Genomic DNA, 20,120 nt, shown 5'->3' with positions numbered 1-20,120 from the left:
TCCAGGGGCTCGATGGGCTCGCGCTCTGCGACGCGTTCCCGAGCGCGGCTCGCCCCCTGGCCCGCGCGACGCCTCAGTAGTTCGCGTACTGCGCGGCGGCCTCGGCCGCGCGCTTGGCCGCGAGGGCCTTGGCGAGCTCCTCCGAGCGCCGGACCTCCTCGGCCATCTCCCGGTCGACGCGCCGCTGCTCGACCGTGCTGACCGCGGACCAGCGGTCCTCGGCGACCGCGTCGCTCTCGCCCGCGGGGCGCAGCCGTGCCGCGCGCAGGAACGCGCGTGCGGCCTCCTCGCGCCCCTCGGGGGACGAGACCCAGGTCTGCGGGTCGCGCACGGGCGCGAGGTCGTGCGCGAGGGCGTCGACCACGGCGAGGAGCCAGGCAGCGGGGCCGTCGGGCGCGGCCTCCCGCAGGTGGGGCAGGCGCGTGAGCTCGGGAGCGCGCACGAGCCAGACCGCGATCCCGGCCCCGGCGCGCGAGGCCGCGGGCGCCCCCGCCCCGCACGTGCGGTCGAGCGCGGTGCGGGCGTGCGCGTCGAGCTGCCACCAGCCGGGCACGCTCAGGGCCAGGAGGTCGACGGCGTCGCCCACCAGGGCGGGCACGTGCACCCCGGGATCGAGCACGTCGGGCGGCGTGAGCGTCAGGCGCTGCACGAGGACCGCGAGGGCGGGGCCCTCGACCGTGGGCCGGGAGGATCGGGGTCCGACGGAGCCGGCGGGCCCGGCAGAGGTGGTGTCAGCGGGCACGGTCCGCTCCCTTCGTGGTCCACAGCGTGCGGGAGAAGTCGCGCGAGAAGCGCACGAGGTCTTCGGTCGAGCTCACCGCGAACGTCCGGTAGCCGGGCGCCCAGCCGGCGACGCGTCGGGCGAGCTCGTCGCTGCCCTGCAGGACCAGGCTGCCGCCGCCCCCTGCGGCCCGGACGGCGCGCGCCGCGAGCGTGTCGTCGGACGCGGCTCGCGGTGCGGAAGGGTCGCGCGGCCAACCGCCCAGGTGGTCGAGGAACATCGAGCTGATCCCGTCGTCGGAGATGACCGACACGTGCGCGGGTCGGGTGCGCACGGCCGGGGCGCCCGTGACGGGGTCGCCCAGGTGGGTGCGTTCGAGCAGGGGGACCGGGAACGAGGTGCCGCCCCCGAAGTGCGCGACGATCGCCGCGAGGATCGCGTCGGCGTCGCGCGTGAAGCCGTCGGTGCCCGCGACCTGCTCGGGGCCGCTCCACGTCGTGGCCTGGACGCGCGCACCGGCACGCAGCGCGGACAGGGCCAGGACCGCCCCGGCCAGGGCGATGGGTGCGAGCCGCTGCTGGGGGTTGGGCATGGACCCCGACGAGTCGAGGTACAGGTCCAGGTCGTACGGGCGCGGCGCGGGGTCGTGCCCGTCCTGCTGCTCGTGCACGCGGCGCACGGTCGTGACCCCCGGGACGATCACGGGGGAGCGCAGCACGGTCGCGGCCCAGTCGACGTCGGCCAGGTCCTCGCCCAGGTCCCACTGCTCGTGCCCGCCGAGCAGCTCCTCGTCGACCGGGGAGTCCGTCCGGACGGGGAAGGGGACGAGGAAGCGCATGGCGTGCTCGCGGTACCAGCGCGCGGCGGACTGCGCGCTCGACGTCGTGAGGCCGAGCAGCCGCAGGACCGCGTCGTAGTGCGCGGGCGAGATGGCCTGGCCCAGGGCGTCGGCGGCCCCGGTCGCGTCGCTCGCCGGGACAGGGAGGGGACGCTCCTCGTCCGGGCCCGACGGCGTCGCGCCCGTCACGCGCGGATCAACCGCGGGGTGCAGCACGGGTCGCCCGAGCGTGGGGTCGGTCGCGAGGCCCGCGGGCACGGCTCCCGCGGGCTCCGACTGCGAGCACAGGATGCCGTGCTGCCCGCCGGAGAGGGCTGCGCCGCTCCCGCCGTCCGCCGCGGGACCTGCTCCGTCGGCCGAGCCCCCCGGCGCGGCGCCCGGCTCGTCGGACGGCGGGGCCACGAGCAGCGGGCGGATCAGGGCGGCGAACCCGCCCGCACCCCCCACGGGGTCGTTGGCGTAGGCCCGCACGAGGCGCGCGCACAGGCTCGCCTCGCGCTCGGGCACGGGGTGGTCGGGATGGGTCAGCGTCCCGCGGGGCAGGCCCCAGAGGATCTCGTCGGTCCGCATGACCATCTGCGCGAGCGGTGCCCGCCCTGCGCCGAGGGCCGCGAAGATCGCCGCCATGTCGAGGCCCGCGCGCCGCTGCAGACGGTCGTTGACCAGCAGGTCGGACCAGAGGTTCGCCATGGCCCCCGCGAGCGGGTCCAGGTCGACCAGGCCGTCCCGGACGCGCGAGAGGATCCGGGCGCTCGTCGTCAGGTCGCCGGGGGACAGCAGGTGGTGCCCGATCTCGTGCGCGAGCACCGCGACCGCGTGGTCCTCGAGCCCGCGCTCGGCGATGTCGTCGAGGTCGATGTGCACCTCGACGTCCACGGTCGAGAACCACGCGAACGACCCGACGTCCTGGGGCCGGTCGTCGCCGTGGTGCAGCACGGGCGCGTGCAGGCGGGTCTGCGTGCCCCAGGCGGCCAGGGCCTCGGGCCAGGCCGCGAGCCACCGGTCGCGGAGCCTCGTGCGCGACGGTGCGTGCCGCGTGCCGGCGCCGGGCGCCGGGGGGAGCGACGCGGAGCCGTCCGCCGCCGTCGGGCCCGGCGTGGGCGTACCCGTCATCGGGGTGCCCGTACCAGGTCGAGCGAGTACGAGTGCTCGCGGCTGACGAGCGTCAGGTGGGTCGAGGGCGTGAGCGTCGAGGCCTGCCCGGTCACGTCGTCGAGCCAGGGGACGCCGGCGGGCGGGGTGCGGTCGGTCGCGCCCGGGGCAGGCCGTTCCTCGGCCCCCGGGGCGGCGCGCAGCGCGGCCCACCCGTGGACGTCGCACACGAGCGTCCAGTCCTCGGCCTGGGGCCGGGCCGTGCGGACGGCCCACAGCAGGCCGGGCTCACCGGGCAGCGGCCCGACGACGAGCGGCAGCGTGAGCCACGGACCGCCGAACCCGCGGAAGCCCCCGAACCGGCTGACCGCGGGGGCCGCGCCGTGCGAGGCGGCCTGCCCGGGCCACCACCACGGGTCGTTCGCGTGCCGCTCGAGGACCGCGCCGACGTCGGTCCCCGGGGCCAGGTCGAGCGCCGCCGCGGCGACGGGCGAGGGGAGCGACGCCGCGGCGCGCAGCGCGGCCTGCCGGTAGCGGACGAGGCCGCTGCGCCACGCCGCGACCAGGACGACGTCGCGGACGGTGGCGGCAGGCGAGCCGGGCGCTGCGAGCCCCTCGGACGCCGGCCCGCCCCGGGCCGCGAGCGTCGCGGCTCCTGCGACCTCGGCCGCAGCGGACACACGCCGTCCCCAGCCGGTCGCGTCCCCGCGCGCCGCGACCGGGCGCGCCGCGTCCGTGAGCGCGGCCACCGTGACGGCCGGGGCGGTGCGCAGCCACGGCAGGACCTGGGGCGCGAGGGCGAGGACCGCCCACCGCTCGGCCGAGTCGGAGCGCCACCGGCGAGCCGCCACGCACCGGGTCGCCGTGGACACGAGCGCGTCCACGACGCCCGCGAGCTCGCCGGCGTCGAGCGCGGGAGCGAGCCCGTCGACGACCGGGCGCAGCTCGCGCACGGCCCCGGCCACGTCGTCGCGGTCCGCACCGAGCGCGACCGCGCGCGCGAGCACCGCGTTGAGGTGGTCGCGCTCTTGCACCAGGTGCTCCGCGAACGGCGAGCGCGTCGGGGAGTCCTCGCCGGGGCCGGGGCCGCTGCCGTCGTCGGGGTGGCGAGCGTTCACTGACCGCTCCAGCGCAGCCACGCGAGGTAGTTCGTGTAGCGCTGGTGCGCGTACTTCAGGACCAGGGCGTCCTCGTAGACGTTCCCGTGCAGCTTGACCGCGTCCTGCCACAGGGACAGCAGCCCTTCGATCTGCGCGGTGCGCCGCAGGACCTCGGCCTCGCCCAGCCCCTCGAGACCGGCCTCGACCGCCGAGAGGATCTCGGCCACGGGGTCGTCCTGGTCGAGCCCCGCGGCGTCGTACTGCTGGCAGGCCGTGTCGAACAGGTCACGGATCCACGAGACGCGGTCGGCGCGCAGGGGCTCGCGCTCCTCGTCGTCGAAGGGTGCGGACTGCAGGTCGGGGACCAGCTTGTCGTGCAGCACGAAGGGGAGCACCGCGCGCAGGTCCGCGAGGTCCACCTCGGCGTTGCCGCGGAAGAACGCCATGGCCTTGGCGTACGAGATGAGCGACTGCAGGGCCCGCACCGAGAGCCCGTTGAGGGTCTGCGCGCCGATGTCGCCCAGCCGGTCGCGGCCCGTGTCGGCCGCGGCCAGGAGGTGCGGGTCGATCCCCGCGAGCTTCGCGGTGTCCTTGGTGCGGTACTCGAACTGCCACGCGGCCCGCTCCAGCACCTCGAGCTGGCTCGCGAAGAACTCCAGCCGTCGCCGCACCGGGACCGGGATGCGCACCGCGAGCACGTCGCGGTGCAGGCGGTCGTGCTCGTCGGCGTCGAACACGATCTCGGGGGGCACGTTCTCCTCGGGACGCACCCCGCGCTCGGCGCGCGCGACCAGGTCGCCCAGGAAGCGGTTGTTGAACGGCAGCGCGTGCACGACGACGTCGATCCGGTCCCGCAGCGCGTCGACGACCTGGTAGGTCCCACCGCCCGCGTCGTCGTTCGCCGTGAGGTACCAGGCGGCGGCACCCGTCTCGTAGACCTGGTCGTAGACCTCGACGTAGCCGTCGGCCAGGACCGTCAGGAGCGCCGACTGCGTGCGCGTCGGGATGCGGTTGTACTCGTCGACGATCTTGACGCGCATGCCCAGCCACGTGCGCCACGCGACGTCGACGTCGGCGAGCGAGTCTGCCTGCACCAGGTCCTTGGGCAGGGGCGTGCCGAACAGGTCCGAGACCGTGAGCTGCGGGTGCCCGTGCTGCATCGCGCGCCGCACGTCCCGGACCGGGTAGCCCGCGAGGACGCCCATGAGGACGGCGCTCGCGGTCTTGCCGCGCCCCGGGCCGCCGACCATGAGGCAACGGCCCCGCACCGCGAACGTCAGCAGCGGGAGCAGCACGAAGCTCGAGTACGACTGGTCGCTCGGCAGGTTCAGGCGTGCCCGGGAGTCCCCGAGGCGGAACGAGACGTCCGGGGCCGTAGGGCCGGCCGAGAACTCGACGTCGTAGTGCGGGCTGATGATCGCGTGGTTGACGACCCAGAAGTACGCCTGGCGCAGCTTCTCGTCGAGCGGCGCGAACGTCGTCGAGCCGTGACTCGTCCCGGCTGTGCCCGGGGCGCCGGACACGGGCGTGCGGAACAGGTCCGCGACGTCCAGGTCGAACGGGTTCGTGGCCGCCGGCCCGGGGCGCGTGGGAGCGGAGGAGACGTGGTCGAGGTCCTGCTGCTCGGCGGGGGTCACGGAGCGATTCTGCCAGGAGAGTGCGTGGGGCTTCGCCGTGACGTAGAGGGTTCTCGTCGAGAAAGAGGTCTGGGGACCTCTACCTCGACGGAAACCCTCTACCTCGTCGATCTACCTCGACCGTGCGGCGGAGGTCCGCCTCCTTCCGAACGCCTTGGCGGCCTCGACGAGGAGGAACACCACGACCGAGAGCCCGAGCGTGATGCCCCACTCGCGCGGCCCGATCGGCGCCGAGCCGAACCACGAGTGCATGAAGGGCGCGTAGACGAACACGGCCTGCAGCGCGACGAGCGCGCCCGCCGAGTACCAGACCGCCCGGTTGCCCCGCAGGACCGCGAACGTGATGGACGACCGGTCCAGGAAGCGGCAGTTGAACAGGTAGGCGAGCTGGCCGAGCGCGAGCATCGTCACGGCCGTGGTCTGGGCCTCGGGGACGCTCATGCCCTGGTCGCGCTCGACGAAGTACACGGCCATGGTCGCGCCGCCGATGAGGACCGAGACGAGCAGGACCCGTCGCAGGTAGGCCGCGGTGAGGATCGAGGCCTTGGCGTCGCGCGGCGCGCGCGACATGATGTCGGGCTCGGCCCGCTCGTTGGCCAGCGCGAGAGACAGCGTGACGGCCGTGACCATGTTGATCCACAGGACCTGCACGGGCTGGAGCGGCAGCGCCCACCCGAGCAGGACCGCGACGAGGATCACGAGCGACTGCGCGCCGTTGGTCGGCAGCAGGAACAGGACCGACTTGCGCAGGTTGTCGTAGATCCGTCGCCCCTCCTCGACGGCCCGCTCGATCGTCGCGAAGTTGTCGTCGGCCAGGACCACCTCGGCGGCCTCCTTGGTCGCCTCGGTGCCCTTGATCCCCATCGCGACGCCGACGTCGGCCTGGGTCAGCGCGGGGGCGTCGTTGACGCCGTCGCCCGTCATGGCCACGACCTGCCCGCGTGACTGGAGCGCCGAGACGATGCGGATCTTGTGCTCGGGGCTCGTGCGCGCGTAGACGTCGACGTCCTCGACCACCGCGCGGAGCTCCTCGGTGCTCATGGCCTCGAGCTCGGCACCCGTCAGGACCTGGGGCGCAGGTGCTCCGTCCCCGGCGCCGGTCGGTGGCACGATCCCCATCTCGCGGGCGATCGCGAGGGCCGTGCCCGAGTGGTCACCCGTGATCATCTTGACCGTGATCCCGGCGTCCTGGCACTGGGCGATGGCCTCGATCGCCTCAGGGCGGGGCGGGTCGACGATGCCGACCAGTCCGACCAGCTCGAGGCCCTCCTCGACGTCCTCGGGGGAGAGCGTCGTCCGACCAGGGGCCGCACCGGCGCGCGCAGCGGCCAGGACCCGCAGACCCTGGGCGCCGATCGCGTCGATCTGCTCGTACCAGAGGTCGCGGTCGAGCGGCTCGGGCCGCCCGTCCGCGCCGGTCTGGGTCGCGCACCGGTCGAGCACGCGGTCCGGGGCGCCCTTCACGAGGACGTGGAGACCGCCGTCGGGGTCCTGGGTCAGCGTGGCCATGTACTTGTTCTCGGACTCGAACGGGACGAGCGCGACGCGCCGCCACCCGGTCGGGTCGAACCCGGCCTTGAGGCCCAGGGTCCGCAACGCTCCCTCGGTCGGCTCGCCCACGAGCCGCCAGCCCGGCGCGTCGCCCTCGCCGGCGTCGTCGTCGTGTCCGCCCTGTCCGTCGGTCCCCTCGGGGCCTCGGCCCCCTCCCTCCACGGTGGACCGGACGATCCGGGCGTCGTTGCACAGCGTCATGACCTCGGCCAGGCGCCGCAGGTCGGCGTGCTCGGCCAGCAGCGCGGGGGAGCCGTCGAGGTCGACCTCGCCGTCGGGCGCGTAGCCGATCCCCGTCACGGCGTACTCGTGCGCCGCGGTCCGCACGGTGCGGGCCGTCATCTCGTTCTTGGTCAGCGTCCCGGTCTTGTCCGAGCAGATCGTGGTCACCGAGCCGAGCGTCTCGACGGCCGGGAGGCGGCGCGTGATCGCCCGTCGTCGGGCCATCTGCTGCACGCCCAGCGCGAGCGTGATCGTCACGAGGGCCGGCAGGCCCTCGGGCACGGCGGCGACCGCGAACCCGATCGCCGCCGAGATCAGCTCGGGGGTGTCGAACCCGTGGACCACGCGCCCGATGACCACCATGACCACGGCCATCACGAGGATCAGGACCGCGAGCTTCTTGCCGAACGCGTCGAGCGTCCGCGACAGGGGGGTCTCGAGCGAGTCCACCTCGGAGATCAGGGTCTGGATGCGGCCGATCTCGGTCGTCTCGCCCGTCTCGACGACCACGCCCGTGCCCGTCCCCGCCGAGACCAGGGTGCCGGAGAACAGCATGCTCGACCGGTCGCCCACCCCGGCCCCTGTGGGGACGGGGTCGCTCGACTTGGACGCGGGCACCGACTCGCCCGTGAGCGCCGACTCGTCGACCCGGAGGTTGACCCCCTCCAGCAGCCGCAGGTCGGCCGGGACGCGGTCGCCCGACCGGACCCGCACGACGTCGCCCGGGACCAGGTCGTCGGCGTCGATCTGCGTCCAGGCGCCGTCGCGCCGGACCTGCGCGTGGACCGAGAGCATGCTGCGGATGCCGTCGAGCGCCTTCTCGGCCCGGCCCTCCTGGACCAGCCCGATCGCGGCGTTGATGACCGCGACCGCGAGGATCACCGTGAAGTCGATCCAGTCGCCCACGATCGCCTTGAGCACGGCCGACACGAGCAGGATGTAGATGAGGACGTCGTCGAACTGCGACAGCACCCGGCGCCACCAGGGCGTGCGCGCGGGCGGGGCCAGCCGGTTGGGGCCCACCTCGGCGAGCCGCGTCCGGGCCTGGTCGGCCGTGAGCCCCTCGTCGCTCGACCCGACCTCGGCCAGCACCGCTCGTGGCGGGAGCGCCCAGGGCGTCGGCTCGGCGGTCGCGGTCGCGGTGGGGGAGTCCGAGGCGCTCATGCGTCCATTCAAACCCCGCGGGCCCGCGACCACGCGGCGAGCCGCCGGGGTGGGACGAAGCGTTCCACGGCCCCTCGGCCCCACCGGGCGCGGCGACCGGGGACCTCCTACGGTGAGGGAGACGTCGCGCAAGTCGCGCGACCGTGAGGAGGACGTACCGTGCTGGTCTCCACCATGAACGATGTCCCGGGCCGGACCGTGCAGCAGGTCGTGGGCGAGGTGACCGGACTGACCGTCCGGTCGCGCAACGTCGGCGCGCAGATCGGGGCGGGGTTCAAGTCGATCGTCGGCGGCGAGCTCAAGGGCTTGACCAAGCAGCTCCAGCAGTCACGCGACGAGGCCGTGGCCCGCATGGTCGAGGAGGCCACGGCGCAGGGCGCCAACGCGATCCTCGCGATGCGCTACGACAGCGACGAGGTCGGCAACGGCTACCAGGAGATCGTGGCGTACGGGACGGCCGTGGTGCTCGCGCCCTGACGGCGGGGGTGCGCCGGAGGGGCGCTCGCGGCCCGGCTCAGTAGGCGTCGGTCCCGGCCTGCGTCATGGGCGCGGCCACGGCACGGGGCGTGGCGAGCAGCGGCCCGACGGCGTCGATCGCCCGGGCGAGCCTGCTCGCCCGGTCTCCGTGCACCTCGAGCCACGGCACGTCCTGCCCGGCCAGGACCTCCCGGAAGCGGTCCTGCATCGCGTGGCGGATGTGCTCGCCGTCGCGCAGCCCGTCCTGGACGAACGGGATCTCGTCGCCCGTGAGGAGGTAGAGGTCGGGACGGCGGGTCGCGGCGAGCGCCTCGACGCTCGCCGACCGTGAGCCGACGTAGCGCTCGTGCCACAGGGTCGTCGCGAGCACGTCGGTGTCGCACACGACCAGGGGGACCGGGGTCAGGGCCGCGGCCTCGTCCTCGCGCCGGGCCTGCTCCCGGGCGACGAGGTCGAACTCTGCGGTGTGCCACGGCGCCTCGAGCCCTCCCGGACGGACCTCCGACCACTCGCGGCCGAACTCGAGCACGGGTTCCAGGCGGTAGTGCTCGGCGAGCTCGGTGGCCAGGGTCGTCGAACCGGTCGACTCGGCACCGAGCACCACGACGCGGCGCGCGAACCACGCTCGGACCGAGGAGGGCAGCGCCCACCAGTGCGCCCCGGGGTCGGCGCGGACCGCGGTCCCGGACACCGAGACCACCGCGCGGCCCGGGTCGACCTGGACCCACTCGGCGTCGAACCGGCGGGCCAGCTCGACGCCGTACCGGTCCGACGTGAACACGGCGTCCACGGGGGCGTCGGCGGGGTCGAGGAGCGACTCCATGACCTTGACGTGCTCGGCCCACGCGTCGGGGCTCGCGTAGTCGACCGGGGCGTCGTCGAGTCCCGTGACGACGTGCGCGCCGGGCACCTCGGCCCGCAGCCACCCGGCGCGGACCTCGCCCGGGATCGACTCCTGCGAGGCCGTGAGCACCTGGACGGTCACGCGCTCGCACCGCGACAGCGCCGTGCGCACGAGGTTCACGTGGCCCGCGTGCACGGGGTAGAACTTGCCGATCACGAGGCCGTGCGCGAACCGGGTCATCGGGCGTCCTGCTGAACTGCGGGCACAGGGCCGTCGGGCTCCGTGGGCGTGCCCGCGCTCGTGTGCGTGCCGGCGCGCAGCTCTGCCGACCAGTCGCGCAGGCCCAGCGCGCACAGGCCGATGAAGCCCACGTAGAGGACGGCCGTCAGCCACAGCCCCTGGCTCGCGTAGAGGCCGACGAGCATCACGTCGGTCACGATCCACACCCACCAGCTCCCCACCCACTTGCGCCCCAGCATGAGCTGGGCGACCAGGCTCGTCGAGGTCGTCAGGGCGTCCCAGAACGGCACGGTCGAGTCGGTCCACGTCGACAGGACCCAGACCAGCAGCGCGGTCGCCGCGGCGGCGCCCACCGCAGCGGCGGGCCAGACCCACGCGGGGGTCCGTCGCACGGTCAGCGCACGGTGCGCCTCGCCGCCGCGCACCCACCAGTACCAGCCGAGCGCGCCCAGGACGAGGTACACGACCTGGAGCCCCGCGCCGGCGTAGAGCCCCGTCGAGGCGAACAGGATCACGTACACCGCGTTGTTCGCGAGGCCGATAGGGAAGGTCCACACGTTCTGCCGGACGGCCAGCCAGACGCACAGGGCGCCCGTCACGAAGCCGATGATCTCCTCGATGCTCACCGGGACACCCTAGGGGCACCCCGGCTGCCACGCGGGCGACGGACCCTTCTGCGAGCGGCCCGCCTCCGGGGTTACCGTCGGTACGCACGGTCCTGCACCCCTGATCCCCCGCTCGAAGGAGCCACATCATGGCAGTCCGCACCGCACGCACCGCATGGAACGGCACCCTCCAGGAGGGCACCGGACAGGTCGAGCTCACGAGCTCCGGCGTCGGGACGTTCGACGTCAGCTTCCCGCGCCGCACGGCCGACGCGGCCGAGGGAGTCACGAGCCCCGAGGAGCTCATCGCGGCCGCGCACACCTCGTGCTACGCGATGCAGCTCTCCGGCGTGATCGGCGCCGCGGGCGGCACGCCCCTCGCGCTCGACGTGTCGGCCGACGTCACGCTGACCCCGGACCCTGCTGGCGGCCTGCGGATCTCCGCGATCGCCCTCACGGTCCGTGGCGAGGTCGAGGGCCTCGACGAGGCCGGCTTCCTCGAGGCGGCGGAGACGGCCAAGGCCACGTGCCCGGTCTCCAAGGCGCTCACGGGTACGACGATCACGCTCGACGCGACCTACGAGTCCTGACCCGGACCCCGCGGTCCGCCGGGCGCGAGGAGGGCGGCTCGACCGAGCCGCCCTCCTCGCGCCCGGCGCGCCGCGGCTCGCGGCCGCCGACCCTAGTGCGGCAGCAGCGGCGGGCTCTGGGTCCCGGCACCCTCGACAAGCCCGTCGACGACCTCGGTGACGGTCGACCGGGCGTCGTGCGACGGTGCCCAGCGCAGCAGCCGGCGCGCCCGCGACGCGTCGAGGACCGGTACCGCGAGCGCGACGTCGAACCAGCCCGGGTCGAGCGGGACGGCTCGTGCCGCCCAGGCCAGGGCGACAAGGCGCCGCAACGACGTGGGCGAGACCTCACGGAGCTTTCCCTGCGAGACGATCGCGGCGACGTCGGGCCCTGAGAGGACCTCCGGAGCGGCGACGTTGAACGTGCCCGCGTGGCGCCCCACGAGGATCGCGCGGTAGGCCTCCGCGAGGTCGTCCGCGTGGACCACCTGGAGCCGCATCCCGCGCGGCCACACGAGCGTCGGCAGGAATCCCTTGCGGCGCAGCGGCAGGGGCAGGAGCCGACCGAAGAACAACCGCGACACCTCGCTCGCGGCGTCGCGCTGGAACGTGAACGGTGCGCGCACGCGCGTCACCACGACGCCCGGGTGAGCGGCCGAGAACCGGTCGAGGAGCTCCTCGACCTCGACCTTCTGGGCGCTGCTGACCGACCCCGCGATGCCCGCGGTGGGCCAGTACTCGTCACGCGGGACGTCGTCGAACGCGGGCGAGCACGCGCTCGCGCACGACGCGACGACCAGGTGCCCCACCCCCGCGCGCGCCGCGGCCGCGGCGACCCGTCGCGTGCCCTCGACGTTGACGCGGGCCAGCTCGTCCCGGTCGTGCGCGGGATCGATCGCCCACGCGAGGTGCACGACGGCGTCCGCGCCCACGAACGCCCCCTCGAGCCGCGAGGTCACGACGTCCTCCGGGTCCCTCAGGTCGCACCGCACCCACTCGGCGGTGTCGAACGGTGGGACGACCGTGCTCGAGCCGTCCGCGCGCGGCACCCGGCTCGCGACCCCCACGACCGAGGTCACGACCGGTTCATCCGCGAGCCGGCGCAGCAGGGCCGACCCGACGTTGCCGCTCGCACCGACGATCACGACGCGCATGAAGTCTCCTCTCGTCGCCCGTTTTCCCAGGCTACCGACGATGCGCCGCCTCGGCCGGGGGACGTGCGACCTTCACCCGGACGGCACGGGACAAGGTGCGCTCCCCGGCGGTCCAACGGAAGATCGACGGGAGGCCGCCGCGGCGTATCCCGGTGGGCCTCGCCACGAGAGGACCCGAAGGTGCAGATCACGTTGGACGACGTCCAGGTCGAGGGTCGGCGCTCGCCGATGCTCGAGGCCACCACCCTCAGCGTCTCGTCGGGCGAGTGCGTGCTCCTCGCGGGCGAGCCCGGGCACGGGCACACCGCGCTCGCGCTCGTCGCGACCGGGCGCCTCGCGCCGTACACGGGGACGGTCACGCTCGTGGAGGACGACGGCTCGACCACCACGTCCACGGCCGAGCTGCGTCGTGTCACGGCCGTGGTCGACGTGCCGGGCATCTCCGAGCCCGACGAGGCGCTCACGGTCGGCGACGTCGTCGCCGAGGAGCTCTCGCTCGCGGGCCGGCGGTCGCTGCCCGGCGACGCCAAGCGGTGGCTCGCGGACCACGACCTGCTCGACCGTCGGGGCGAGCGCATCGACGCGCTGCACGGCGCGGTGCGGACCGCGCTCCTGTCCTCGCTCGCGTCCGAGCGCAAGGACGTCCGGTTCGTCGTGCTCACGCTCCCCGACCGGCACAGCGGGGAGCCGTCGGGCTGGTGGTCGGTCGCGGAGTCCCTCGCCTCGCTCGGGTACGGGGTGATGGTCGAGTGCACCCGGTCCTCGGCCCGTGACCTCGGGGCGGAGCTGGCCCCTGCTCGCGGTGCGGACGCCCTGCGGGCCGCGCCCGTCGAGGCGTTGCGGACCCGGCCCGAGCCCGCGGTGCTCGCACCGGTGGGCGGTGGTCCCGAGGAGGAGGGCGTCGAGGAGACCGACCCGACCCGGCTCTTCGACCGCGAAGCCCCCGGCAGGCACCAGGCCACCGGCGAGGCCCCTGGTGACGCCGAGCCGCCGGGGCCCGCCGGTGCGGCGGATCCCGCTGGGCCCGTCGAACCTGCTGGGCCCGCACCCGCTGGGCACGCCGATCTCGACGCACCCGCCCCCGGGAAGGAGACCGACCGATGACCGCCATCCGCCTGGGCATCTCGGAGCTGCGGCGTATCAGCGCGGGCACGCTGCCGAAGCTCGCGATCCTCGCCATGATCGTCATCCCGACGCTCTACTCGGGCCTGTACCTGTTCGCCAACGAGAACCCGTACGACAAGCTCCAGGAGATCCCCGCGGCCCTCGTGGTCCAGGACCGCGGCGCGACGGTCGAGGACGCGGCCGACGGCACGTCGACCCAGACCAACTTCGGTGACGAGGTGGCCAAGCAGCTGCTCAGCGGCGACGGCGGGTTCGGCTGGGTCGAGACGAGCCAGGCCGACGCCGAGGTGGGCGTGCGCTCGGGGCGCTTCGACGCGGCGCTCATCATCGGGCCGACGTTCTCCGAGGACCTCGCCTCCTCGGGCAAGTTCGAGCCGCAGCAGGCGAGCCTGACCCTCATCACCAACGATGCCAACAACTACCTGGCCGCGACCATCGCCGACACGATCGTCGGCAAGGTCCGCGACTCGATCGCCGAGCAGGTCGGCACCGAGGCCGCCGACACGTTCCTCAAGGGCTTCGCGTCGATCCACACCAACCTCGCGAGCGGGGTCGACGGTGCGCAGAAGCTGGTCGACGGCGCCACGCAGCTCTCCGACGGGACCGTCCAGCTCGTCGACGGCACGGCCCGGCTCGCCTCGGGGGCGGGGGAGACGGCGGCCGGCGCCTCGAAGCTCGCGACGGGGGCCGACGAGCTCGCGACCGCGAGCGGCAGGCTCTCCTCGGGCGCGGCCACGCTGTCGGACGGTCTCGACACGCTGCGCAGCAAGACCGCGAGCCTCCCGTCCCAGACGCAGGAGCTGGCCGACGGCGCGCAGCAGGTCGCGGACGGCAACGCCCAGGTCGCGGGCTACGGGCAGGAGGCGGCCGCGGCGGCGAGGGACGTCGTCGGGCAGCTGGACACCGCACGCACGGACCTCGAGGCGCGCCTCGCCGAGCTCGTCGCAGCGGGCACCATCACCCAGGAGGAGGCCGACGCCGTCACACAGGTCCTCGAGGACGCGCGCGGCCCGGTCGAGGCCGCCGCGACCCAGGTCGAGGGCGCGTCGCAGAAGCTCGACGAGCTCAGCTCGGGCTCGGCACAGGTCGCGGCAGGGGCCGCGACCCTCGCGGGCGCGACCCCCGCGCTCACGCAGGGCATCGCGACCGCGGCGTCAGGAGGCGACCAGCTCGCCTCGGGCGCGGCACAGCTCGACGCGGGCGCGGACACGCTCGCGAGCGGGGCCGGCACGCTCGCCTCGGGCACGGCCCAGGTGTCCGACGGCGCCACGCAGCTGGCGTCCTCGAGCGTGACCCTGCGCGACGGGACGGGCGAGCTGCTGTCCGGCATGACCGAGCTCTACGACGGGCTCGTGGCAGGGCTGGGCAAGATCCCCGACGTCGACGAGCAGACGCAGGAGGACACCGCGAAGACGATCGGCAACCCCGTCGAGGTCAAGAAGGACACGATCGCCAACGCCGGGACGTACGGGGCCGGGCTCGCCCCCTTCTTCATGTCGCTCGCGGCGTGGATCGGGGCCTACGTGCTCTTCCTGCTCGTGCGGCCGCTGTCGACCAGGTCGCTCGCGGCCGGACGACCCGCGTGGCAGACCGCGCTCGGTGGGTGGATCCCCCCGGCCGTGATCGGGATCGCGCAGGTCGCGCTCATGTTCACGGTCGTGAAGTTCGCGCTCGACATCGACCCCGTCTACGCCGTGGGGACCGCGGTGCTGCTGGTGCTCGCGTCCGCGACGTTCGTCGCGATCCTCCAGGCGCTCAACGTCTACCTGGGGGCCGTGGGGCAGTTCCTGGGGCTCGTGCTCATGCTGGTCCAGCTCGTCACGGCCGGCGGGACGTTCCCGTGGCAGACGATCCCGGAGCCGCTGCGCTCGCTGCACCGGTTCCTGCCCATGTCCTACACGGTCGAGGGGCTGCGGCAGCTGCTGTACGGCGGGGACCTCGCGACGGTCGCGCGCGACGTCGGGGTCCTGCTCGTCGTGCTCGCGGTCGCGCTGCTCGCGACGACCTACGCGGCGTACAAGCAACGGGTCTGGAGCCCGTCGAGGCTGCAGCCCGAGCTCGTGCTCTAGCGAGCGGTCCCGGTCCGCGGGGCCGAGATCCGGCGGACGGGGTCGAACCGCCGGGACGACCCCCGTCGGCCGCATCTCGCGGCGGGCGGGAACCCGCGTGCCGCCATCGGCTCGGGCCGCAGTGCCGGGCGCAGTGCCGTGACGACGGTCCCGGGATAGGTTCGGACCCACGCCCCTGTCCCCCCGAGAACCAGGAGTCGACACACGATGAAGCTCGCCGAGGCCCTCGCACAGCGCGCCGACCTCCAGCGCCGGCTCGCCCAGGTGGCGAGCCGTGCGGTCGCCAACGCACGGCACCAGGAGGGGGACCGGCCCGCCGAGGACCCCGTGGCCCTGCTGGCCGAGCACGAGCGGCTCGCGGCACAGCTCGAGTCGCTCATCGCCCGGATCAACGCGGCCAACCTCGCGACCGAGGTCGAACCGGGTCTGACCATGACCGCGGCGCTCGCCCGCCGGGACGTGCTGCGCCTGCGGCACCGCCTGCGGACCGACCTCGCCGACGCGGCGTCGGCCTCCCAGGACCGGTTCACGCGCACCGAGCTGCGGTACGTGTCGGGCGTCGACGTGCCCGCCACCCGGGCGCAGGCCGACGACCTGGCGCGCACGCTGCGCGAGCTCGACACGCGCATCCAGCAGGTCAACTGGACCGCGGACGTCGAGGGCGACGCCGGGAACTGAGGCTCCGACGTCGTCGTGAAGCCCGTCGCGTCCGCTCAGGACGGCCGGACGGTGCGACGGATCACGGTGCCTCGTCGGCGCCTTCCCGCGGGGTGGACGCTCGGATGTGCATCCGTTCGCCATGCTTGCCGAAGAGGCTGAGGACCTCGACGTCCCCCTGACCTGCGGAGCCGAACCAGTGGGGGTTCTCGGTGTCGAACTCGGCGACCTCTCCGGGCCCCAGGGTCAGGTCGAGGTCGCCGAGGACCAGTCGCAGGCGGCCGTGCAGCACGTACAGCCATTCGTGGCCTTCGTGACTGCGCGGCGTGGGGTCCTTCTGGTCCGCGGGAATGGTCATCTTGTAGGCCTGGGGGCCTTCGTAGTGTCTGGAGAGGCGGACGTAGAGCCGGCCGCCGGTCTTCTGCTGCCGCTGGGGCATGCGCGGGTCGACGACGCGAGGTGGAGCCACCAGGTCGTCGAGCGGGGTCGCCAGCGCGACGGAGATCGGGAGGAGGAGTTCCAGGCTCGGCTTGCGCCGTCCGCTCTCCAGCCTGGACAGGGTGCTCTTGGAGATACCGGTGCGCTCACCGAGCTCCGCCAGGGTCAGGGCACGCTTCTGCCGGGCGCGCCGTAGGCGTGCGGGCACCTGGTCGAGCGTCGACGCGACCGCCGGATTCGAGTCCATGCGGCCACCCTAGGAAGCCGGTTCCTGTTCTGGCAAAAGTCAGTTGCTCTTCAAGATCGAGCGGGTCATCGTAGGAGCCCTGCCGACCTCGCTCGTCGCCCACCACGCCATCGGCACCGCCGGTCTTCGCGTCGTCCACCCGGGCCGGCGAGCACGCTCGACGTTCCTGCCCGCCCTCGCCGCAGCGCATCGGTCCACCGCGCGGAGGACCCGCCCGACTACTCATGGAAGGCCCGTCATGAGCCACTTTCCCGCCAGCGTCGTCACCACCTGGCGCAAGCCGTTCCTCGGCGAGACCATCCACAGGGACGGCAGCGTGAGCCTCGTCGTCAATCCCCGGCTGGACGAGGACCGATCCGTCACCGTCCTGCGCACGGCGGCCGACTCGCACACGGCGATCGCCGTGCTGCCCGACGTCGTCGAGAGGCTCGAGTCCACCGGCCTCTTCCGGTCTGGGCCGATCACCGAGGCGCGTGTCCGTGAAGCGCTCGTGGCGGGGGGAATCACCCTGCACGGCGCGGACAACCTCTACTACCTTCCGGCGACCCTTCGCGCGGGCGTGACCTCCGAGAGGGACCGCGAAGGCGTGCGGCTCCTCTCGCCTGCCGACACCGAGGCGTTCGAGGAGTTCGAGTCTCGGGCGACCGAGCAGGACCTGGACGACGCACAGGTGGGGATCGACGACTGGGCCGCTTTCGGGGCGTTCGGTCCTGACGGGCGCCTGTCGAGTGCGGGAAGCATGTACCCGTGGGGCGAGGGAGCCGTGTTCGCGGACATCGGGGTCCTCACCCTCGCCGAGGCGCGTGGGCAGGGGCAGGGGCGCGCCGTGGTCCGCGCGATGATGCGTCACGCCCTCAGTCGCGGCCTCGAACCCCAGTACCGCTGCCAGCTCGACAACGTCGCGTCCGTCGCCCTCGCGGCCGCGAGCGGCCTCGCGCTGTTCGGGACCTGGGAGGTCCCCACCCCTGAGGACGACCCGGCAGAGGACGACCGCAGGTGAAGCCGTCGCGAGGGCCTCTCGTGGCGAAGGGCCCGTGCCGGCGCTCTCGACGAGTATCGGATGGACCGAGCTGGGACGGTCGTGCCACGATCGATCTCATGGCTGCGAGTACCGAAGAACTCACTGTTCGCCCCGTCGAGGGGCCGTCAGAGTATCCGGCGCTCGTCGAGATCTGGCGCAGTGCGGTGCGGGCGACGCACGAGTTTCTGGACGACGCCGACTTCGAACGTATCGAGACCGACCTCTCTCCCGTCTACTTTCCCGCGGTGACCCTCGTCGTCGCCGAGCGCGGGGGGGGAGGCCGATCGGATTCGCCGGCGTCTCCGAGGGCGTTCTCGAGATGCTCTTCGTGAGGAACGAGGCGCGGGGCGACGGCGTAGGGTCGGCGCTGCTCGCCGAGGCGATCGCCCACCACGGCGTGACCAGGGTCGACGTGAACGAGCAGAACGCTGGTGCGCACGCCTTCTACCTCGCCCGTGGATTCCGTGTGGTCGCGCGCAGCCCGCTCGACGGTGACGGTCGCCCGTACCCGATCCTCCACCTGCGGATCCAGGAGCCCGTCAGTCCCACGGTCGACGGGCACGCTCGGCGTCATGAACACTGAAAGGCCCTGCATGAATCACTCGATCCGCACCGCCACCTCCCATGATCTTCCGGCCGCGGCGCGCACGCTGGCGGTCGCCTTCGCCGACTACCCGTGGACTCGATGGACCATTCCTGACGACAACTACGCGCACCGGCTCGAAGAGCTCCAGTCTCTGTATCTTTCTCATGCGATCGAGCACGGCCTGGTGCTGGTCGACGCCCACGGACGAGGAGCGGTCGCCGCCCTGCCGTCGAGCGCGCCGCCTCTCGCCGACGACCTGCAACGGCGGCTGCGCGAGCTGCACGGAGACCGGCTGGAAGCTCTGCTCGCCGCCGACCTCCCCGCACACCCGGTGCCGTCGTGGGAGCTTGCCACGCTCGGAGTGCGCCCCGAGGCGCGCGGTGCAGGCCTTGGCTCGGCCCTCGTCGACGCGGTCGTCGCGGAGGTGGGCCGTCTCGACCCGGGCTGCACCATCGCGCTCGAGACGTCCGACGACCGGAACGTGCGACTGTACGAGGGACGTCGATTCTTCGTGACAGCGCACACGACCACGGCAGACGGCCCGGCCGTGTACTCGATGCAGCGAACCCTGCCGGCCACGAGCTGACGGTCCGGACGAAGAGAGGGCAGCACCCAGATGGTCACGTCGACGGAGCGGAGCTCTCGGACGCCGCGGGTCAACATCAGCAAGGAGCACCCTGACGTCTATCGGCACGTCGCTGAGCTCAGCAAGGCAGCAGGAGCGGCCGCGGCAGGAGCCGGACTCGACCCACGGCTCGTCGAGCTGATCCGGCTGCGCGTGTCCCAGCTCAACGGCTGTGCCTTCTGCTGCCGTCTGCACACGCGCGACGCGCTGCGTGCCGGCGAGAGCGCGGACAGGCTCGCAGTGCTGCCTGCCTGGTGGGAGACGCAGTACTTCACGGACATCGAGAAGTCGGCCCTCGGACTGGCGGAGGAAGTGACACGGCTCTCCGTCCCTGCGCGCGACGACTGGAACGACGGGTCGCTGACCGCCGAGCAGGTGTCGGCGGTCAGCTGGCTCGCCGTGGTGATGAGCGCCTGGAACCGTGTCGCGATCCGCAGCGGCTACCGGGTCGCGCCCTAGCCGACGGCTCGTGGCGAACCCGCGCTGACAGCGGATGCGGAGGTCGTGGCCTCCCCGCCCGCGGCGCGCCCTGCGGCGACCCGCAGTACCGTTGCCACCGGAGCGGACGGAAGTCGGTAGCCACGAGCGGGAGCGAGCACGACCCGGCCCGGGCAGGGCACCTCCAGGAGCCGGTGGGCAGGCTTGCACAGGGTCTCCCTGGCACATCGCAGCCCAGCACGGCGCACACGTGCACCGCGCACCCGGCACAGCGCACCACCGAGTGCTGACCCGCACGTGGCGAGGGTGGGTCCGGGGACCTTCCGTCCGTTCCGCACGCTCGACGCCGCAGCGCACCGCGCCACCCGGAGCTCCAGCGCCTCGCGCCACCCCCCGAACCCCCGCGCCACCCCCGAACCCACGCTCCGCCGTCGGGCACCGTGCCCGCCCCCGTCCCGCGCCGGACCCGGATCCGGGACACTCCCCGGACGGGCGTCACCCCCTCCCGGGAGTGGTGGGAGAATCGCCGACGTGACTGCTGAACTCGACGCCGCAGGAGCCCCCGTCCCGCCAGAGCGCACCACGGAGGCAGACGCCCAGCACGCCGCGAAGGCGGCCGCCGCCGAGGAGTCCGCACGGTCCGCGGCCCGCAGCGAGGCCGAGCGCGCAGCGGACGCGGCCCGCGAGGCCGTCGCGACCG

19 protein-coding genes are annotated in these 20,120 nt (G+C 73.8%); 10 read left to right on the top strand and 9 right to left on the bottom strand.

Going from position 1 to position 20,120, the window contains the following annotated elements:
* Positions 1 to 73: 73 nt before the first annotated feature.
* The 5 genes from ASE15_RS20625 to ASE15_RS01200 form a co-directional block, all read right to left on the bottom strand.
* Complete coding sequence (locus tag ASE15_RS20625) at positions 74 to 742, bottom strand: hypothetical protein (RefSeq protein ID WP_056645162.1); 669 nt, start codon at positions 740 to 742, stop codon at positions 74 to 76.
* Positions 732 to 2,672 (bottom strand): VWA domain-containing protein, encoded by a 1,941-nt coding sequence (locus tag ASE15_RS01215; protein WP_056645164.1) that lies wholly within the window; start codon positions 2,670 to 2,672, stop codon positions 732 to 734. Before ASE15_RS01215 ends, ASE15_RS20625 begins: the two co-directional genes overlap by 11 nt.
* Positions 2,669 to 3,769 (bottom strand): hypothetical protein, encoded by a 1,101-nt coding sequence (locus ASE15_RS01210; RefSeq protein ID WP_056760648.1) that lies wholly within the window; start codon positions 3,767 to 3,769, stop codon positions 2,669 to 2,671. The genes ASE15_RS01215 and ASE15_RS01210 overlap by 4 nt, the downstream gene beginning before the upstream one ends.
* A complete protein-coding gene (locus ASE15_RS01205; RefSeq protein WP_056645168.1) occupies positions 3,766 to 5,388 on the bottom strand; it encodes an AAA family ATPase in 1,623 nt (540 codons plus the stop codon). The genes ASE15_RS01210 and ASE15_RS01205 overlap by 4 nt, the downstream gene beginning before the upstream one ends.
* A gap of 111 nt (positions 5,389 to 5,499) precedes the next feature.
* Positions 5,500 to 8,325, bottom strand: a complete 2,826-nt coding sequence (locus ASE15_RS01200) for an HAD-IC family P-type ATPase (RefSeq protein ID WP_056760645.1) — start codon at positions 8,323 to 8,325, stop codon at positions 5,500 to 5,502.
* Positions 8,326 to 8,484: 159 nt separating this feature from the next.
* On the opposite strand from ASE15_RS01200, the gene ASE15_RS01195 reads away from it, so the two are divergent.
* Positions 8,485 to 8,802 (top strand): YbjQ family protein, encoded by a 318-nt coding sequence (locus tag ASE15_RS01195; RefSeq protein WP_231907757.1) that lies wholly within the window; start codon positions 8,485 to 8,487, stop codon positions 8,800 to 8,802.
* A 37-nt stretch (positions 8,803 to 8,839) separates the two neighbouring features.
* Here the strand turns inward: ASE15_RS01195 and ASE15_RS01190 are convergent, their stop codons facing one another.
* On the bottom strand, positions 8,840 to 9,886 hold the full coding sequence (locus ASE15_RS01190; protein WP_056760642.1) for an AAA family ATPase: 1,047 nt from the start codon (positions 9,884 to 9,886) through the stop codon (positions 8,840 to 8,842).
* Complete coding sequence (gene pnuC, locus ASE15_RS01185; protein ID WP_082618080.1) at positions 9,883 to 10,512, bottom strand: nicotinamide riboside transporter PnuC; 630 nt, start codon at positions 10,510 to 10,512, stop codon at positions 9,883 to 9,885. Before pnuC ends, ASE15_RS01190 begins: the two co-directional genes overlap by 4 nt.
* Before the next feature lie 128 nt (positions 10,513 to 10,640).
* On the opposite strand from pnuC, the gene ASE15_RS01180 reads away from it, so the two are divergent.
* Positions 10,641 to 11,081, top strand: a complete 441-nt coding sequence (locus ASE15_RS01180; RefSeq protein WP_056760639.1) for an OsmC family peroxiredoxin — start codon at positions 10,641 to 10,643, stop codon at positions 11,079 to 11,081.
* 92 nt (positions 11,082 to 11,173) lie between these two features.
* On the opposite strand, the gene ASE15_RS01175 is transcribed toward ASE15_RS01180, so the two are convergent.
* Positions 11,174 to 12,214, bottom strand: a complete 1,041-nt coding sequence (locus ASE15_RS01175; RefSeq protein WP_056645178.1) for an NAD-dependent epimerase/dehydratase family protein — start codon at positions 12,212 to 12,214, stop codon at positions 11,174 to 11,176.
* 180 nt (positions 12,215 to 12,394) lie between these two features.
* On the opposite strand from ASE15_RS01175, the gene ASE15_RS01170 reads away from it, so the two are divergent.
* From ASE15_RS01170 to ASE15_RS01160, 3 genes are all read left to right on the top strand, one after another.
* Positions 12,395 to 13,318, top strand: a complete 924-nt coding sequence (locus ASE15_RS01170; RefSeq protein WP_056645179.1) for a hypothetical protein — start codon at positions 12,395 to 12,397, stop codon at positions 13,316 to 13,318.
* The gene (locus ASE15_RS01165) at positions 13,315 to 15,408 is read left to right on the top strand and encodes a YhgE/Pip domain-containing protein (RefSeq protein WP_056760636.1); all 2,094 of its coding nucleotides are present in this window, start codon (positions 13,315 to 13,317) and stop codon (positions 15,406 to 15,408) included. The genes ASE15_RS01170 and ASE15_RS01165 overlap by 4 nt, the downstream gene beginning before the upstream one ends.
* A 207-nt stretch (positions 15,409 to 15,615) precedes the next feature.
* Positions 15,616 to 16,086 carry a DIP1984 family protein gene (locus tag ASE15_RS01160; RefSeq protein WP_056645184.1) on the top strand — a complete coding sequence of 157 codons (471 nt, stop codon included), beginning with the start codon at positions 15,616 to 15,618 and terminating at the stop codon, positions 16,084 to 16,086.
* A gap of 61 nt (positions 16,087 to 16,147) precedes the next feature.
* Here ASE15_RS01160 and ASE15_RS01155 read toward each other — a convergent pair whose 3' ends face one another.
* A complete protein-coding gene (locus ASE15_RS01155) occupies positions 16,148 to 16,750 on the bottom strand; it encodes a helix-turn-helix domain-containing protein (RefSeq protein WP_056645185.1) in 603 nt (200 codons plus the stop codon).
* Positions 16,751 to 16,988: 238 nt separating this feature from the next.
* Here ASE15_RS01155 and ASE15_RS01150 point away from each other — a divergent pair, with 238 nt between their 5' ends.
* The 5 genes from ASE15_RS01150 (at position 16,989) to ASE15_RS01135 (ending at position 19,441) form a co-directional block, all read left to right on the top strand.
* The gene (locus tag ASE15_RS01150) at positions 16,989 to 17,750 is read left to right on the top strand and encodes a GNAT family N-acetyltransferase (RefSeq protein WP_056645187.1); all 762 of its coding nucleotides are present in this window, start codon (positions 16,989 to 16,991) and stop codon (positions 17,748 to 17,750) included.
* A 98-nt stretch (positions 17,751 to 17,848) separates the two neighbouring features.
* Positions 17,849 to 18,103, top strand: a complete 255-nt coding sequence (locus tag ASE15_RS21785) for a hypothetical protein (protein ID WP_255354216.1) — start codon at positions 17,849 to 17,851, stop codon at positions 18,101 to 18,103.
* Complete coding sequence (locus tag ASE15_RS21780; RefSeq protein WP_255354215.1) at positions 18,100 to 18,354, top strand: GNAT family N-acetyltransferase; 255 nt, start codon at positions 18,100 to 18,102, stop codon at positions 18,352 to 18,354. The genes ASE15_RS21785 and ASE15_RS21780 overlap by 4 nt, the downstream gene beginning before the upstream one ends.
* 10 nt (positions 18,355 to 18,364) lie before the next feature.
* Positions 18,365 to 18,943: a GNAT family N-acetyltransferase gene (locus tag ASE15_RS01140; RefSeq protein WP_056760633.1), complete on the top strand. Its 579-nt coding sequence runs from the start codon at positions 18,365 to 18,367 to the stop codon at positions 18,941 to 18,943.
* 30 nt (positions 18,944 to 18,973) lie between these two features.
* Entirely contained in the window at positions 18,974 to 19,441 is a 468-nt protein-coding gene (locus ASE15_RS01135; RefSeq protein WP_056645193.1) for a carboxymuconolactone decarboxylase family protein, read from the top strand.
* Positions 19,442 to 20,120: the final 679 nt, after the last annotated feature.

Source organism: Oerskovia sp. Root22 (assembly GCF_001429135.1).
GTDB classification, from domain to species: domain Bacteria; phylum Actinomycetota; class Actinomycetes; order Actinomycetales; family Cellulomonadaceae; genus Oerskovia; species Oerskovia enterophila.
This window is presented reverse-complemented; position numbering and strand designations above follow the sequence as displayed.

Bases quoted from the DNA above. Each gene is read 5' to 3' on its own strand.
- ASE15_RS01215 (WP_056645164.1), bottom strand. From the start codon at position 2,672: ATGACGGGTACGCCCACGCCGGGCCCGACGGCGGCGGACGGCTCCGCG.
- ASE15_RS01200 (WP_056760645.1), bottom strand. From the start codon at position 8,325: ATGAGCGCCTCGGACTCCCCCACCGCGACCGCGACCGCCGAGCCGACG.
- ASE15_RS01190 (WP_056760642.1), bottom strand. From the start codon at position 9,886: ATGACCCGGTTCGCGCACGGCCTCGTGATCGGCAAGTTCTACCCCGTG.
- ASE15_RS01180 (WP_056760639.1), top strand. From the start codon at position 10,641: ATGGCAGTCCGCACCGCACGCACCGCATGGAACGGCACCCTCCAGGAG.
- ASE15_RS01175 (WP_056645178.1), bottom strand. From the start codon at position 12,214: ATGCGCGTCGTGATCGTCGGTGCGAGCGGCAACGTCGGGTCGGCCCTG.
- ASE15_RS01165 (WP_056760636.1), top strand. From the start codon at position 13,315: ATGACCGCCATCCGCCTGGGCATCTCGGAGCTGCGGCGTATCAGCGCG.
- ASE15_RS01160 (WP_056645184.1), top strand. From the start codon at position 15,616: ATGAAGCTCGCCGAGGCCCTCGCACAGCGCGCCGACCTCCAGCGCCGG.
- ASE15_RS01155 (WP_056645185.1), bottom strand. From the start codon at position 16,750: ATGGACTCGAATCCGGCGGTCGCGTCGACGCTCGACCAGGTGCCCGCA.
- ASE15_RS01150 (WP_056645187.1), top strand. From the start codon at position 16,989: ATGAGCCACTTTCCCGCCAGCGTCGTCACCACCTGGCGCAAGCCGTTC.
- ASE15_RS21785 (WP_255354216.1), top strand. From the start codon at position 17,849: ATGGCTGCGAGTACCGAAGAACTCACTGTTCGCCCCGTCGAGGGGCCG.
- ASE15_RS01140 (WP_056760633.1), top strand. From the start codon at position 18,365: ATGAATCACTCGATCCGCACCGCCACCTCCCATGATCTTCCGGCCGCG.
- ASE15_RS01135 (WP_056645193.1), top strand. From the start codon at position 18,974: ATGGTCACGTCGACGGAGCGGAGCTCTCGGACGCCGCGGGTCAACATC.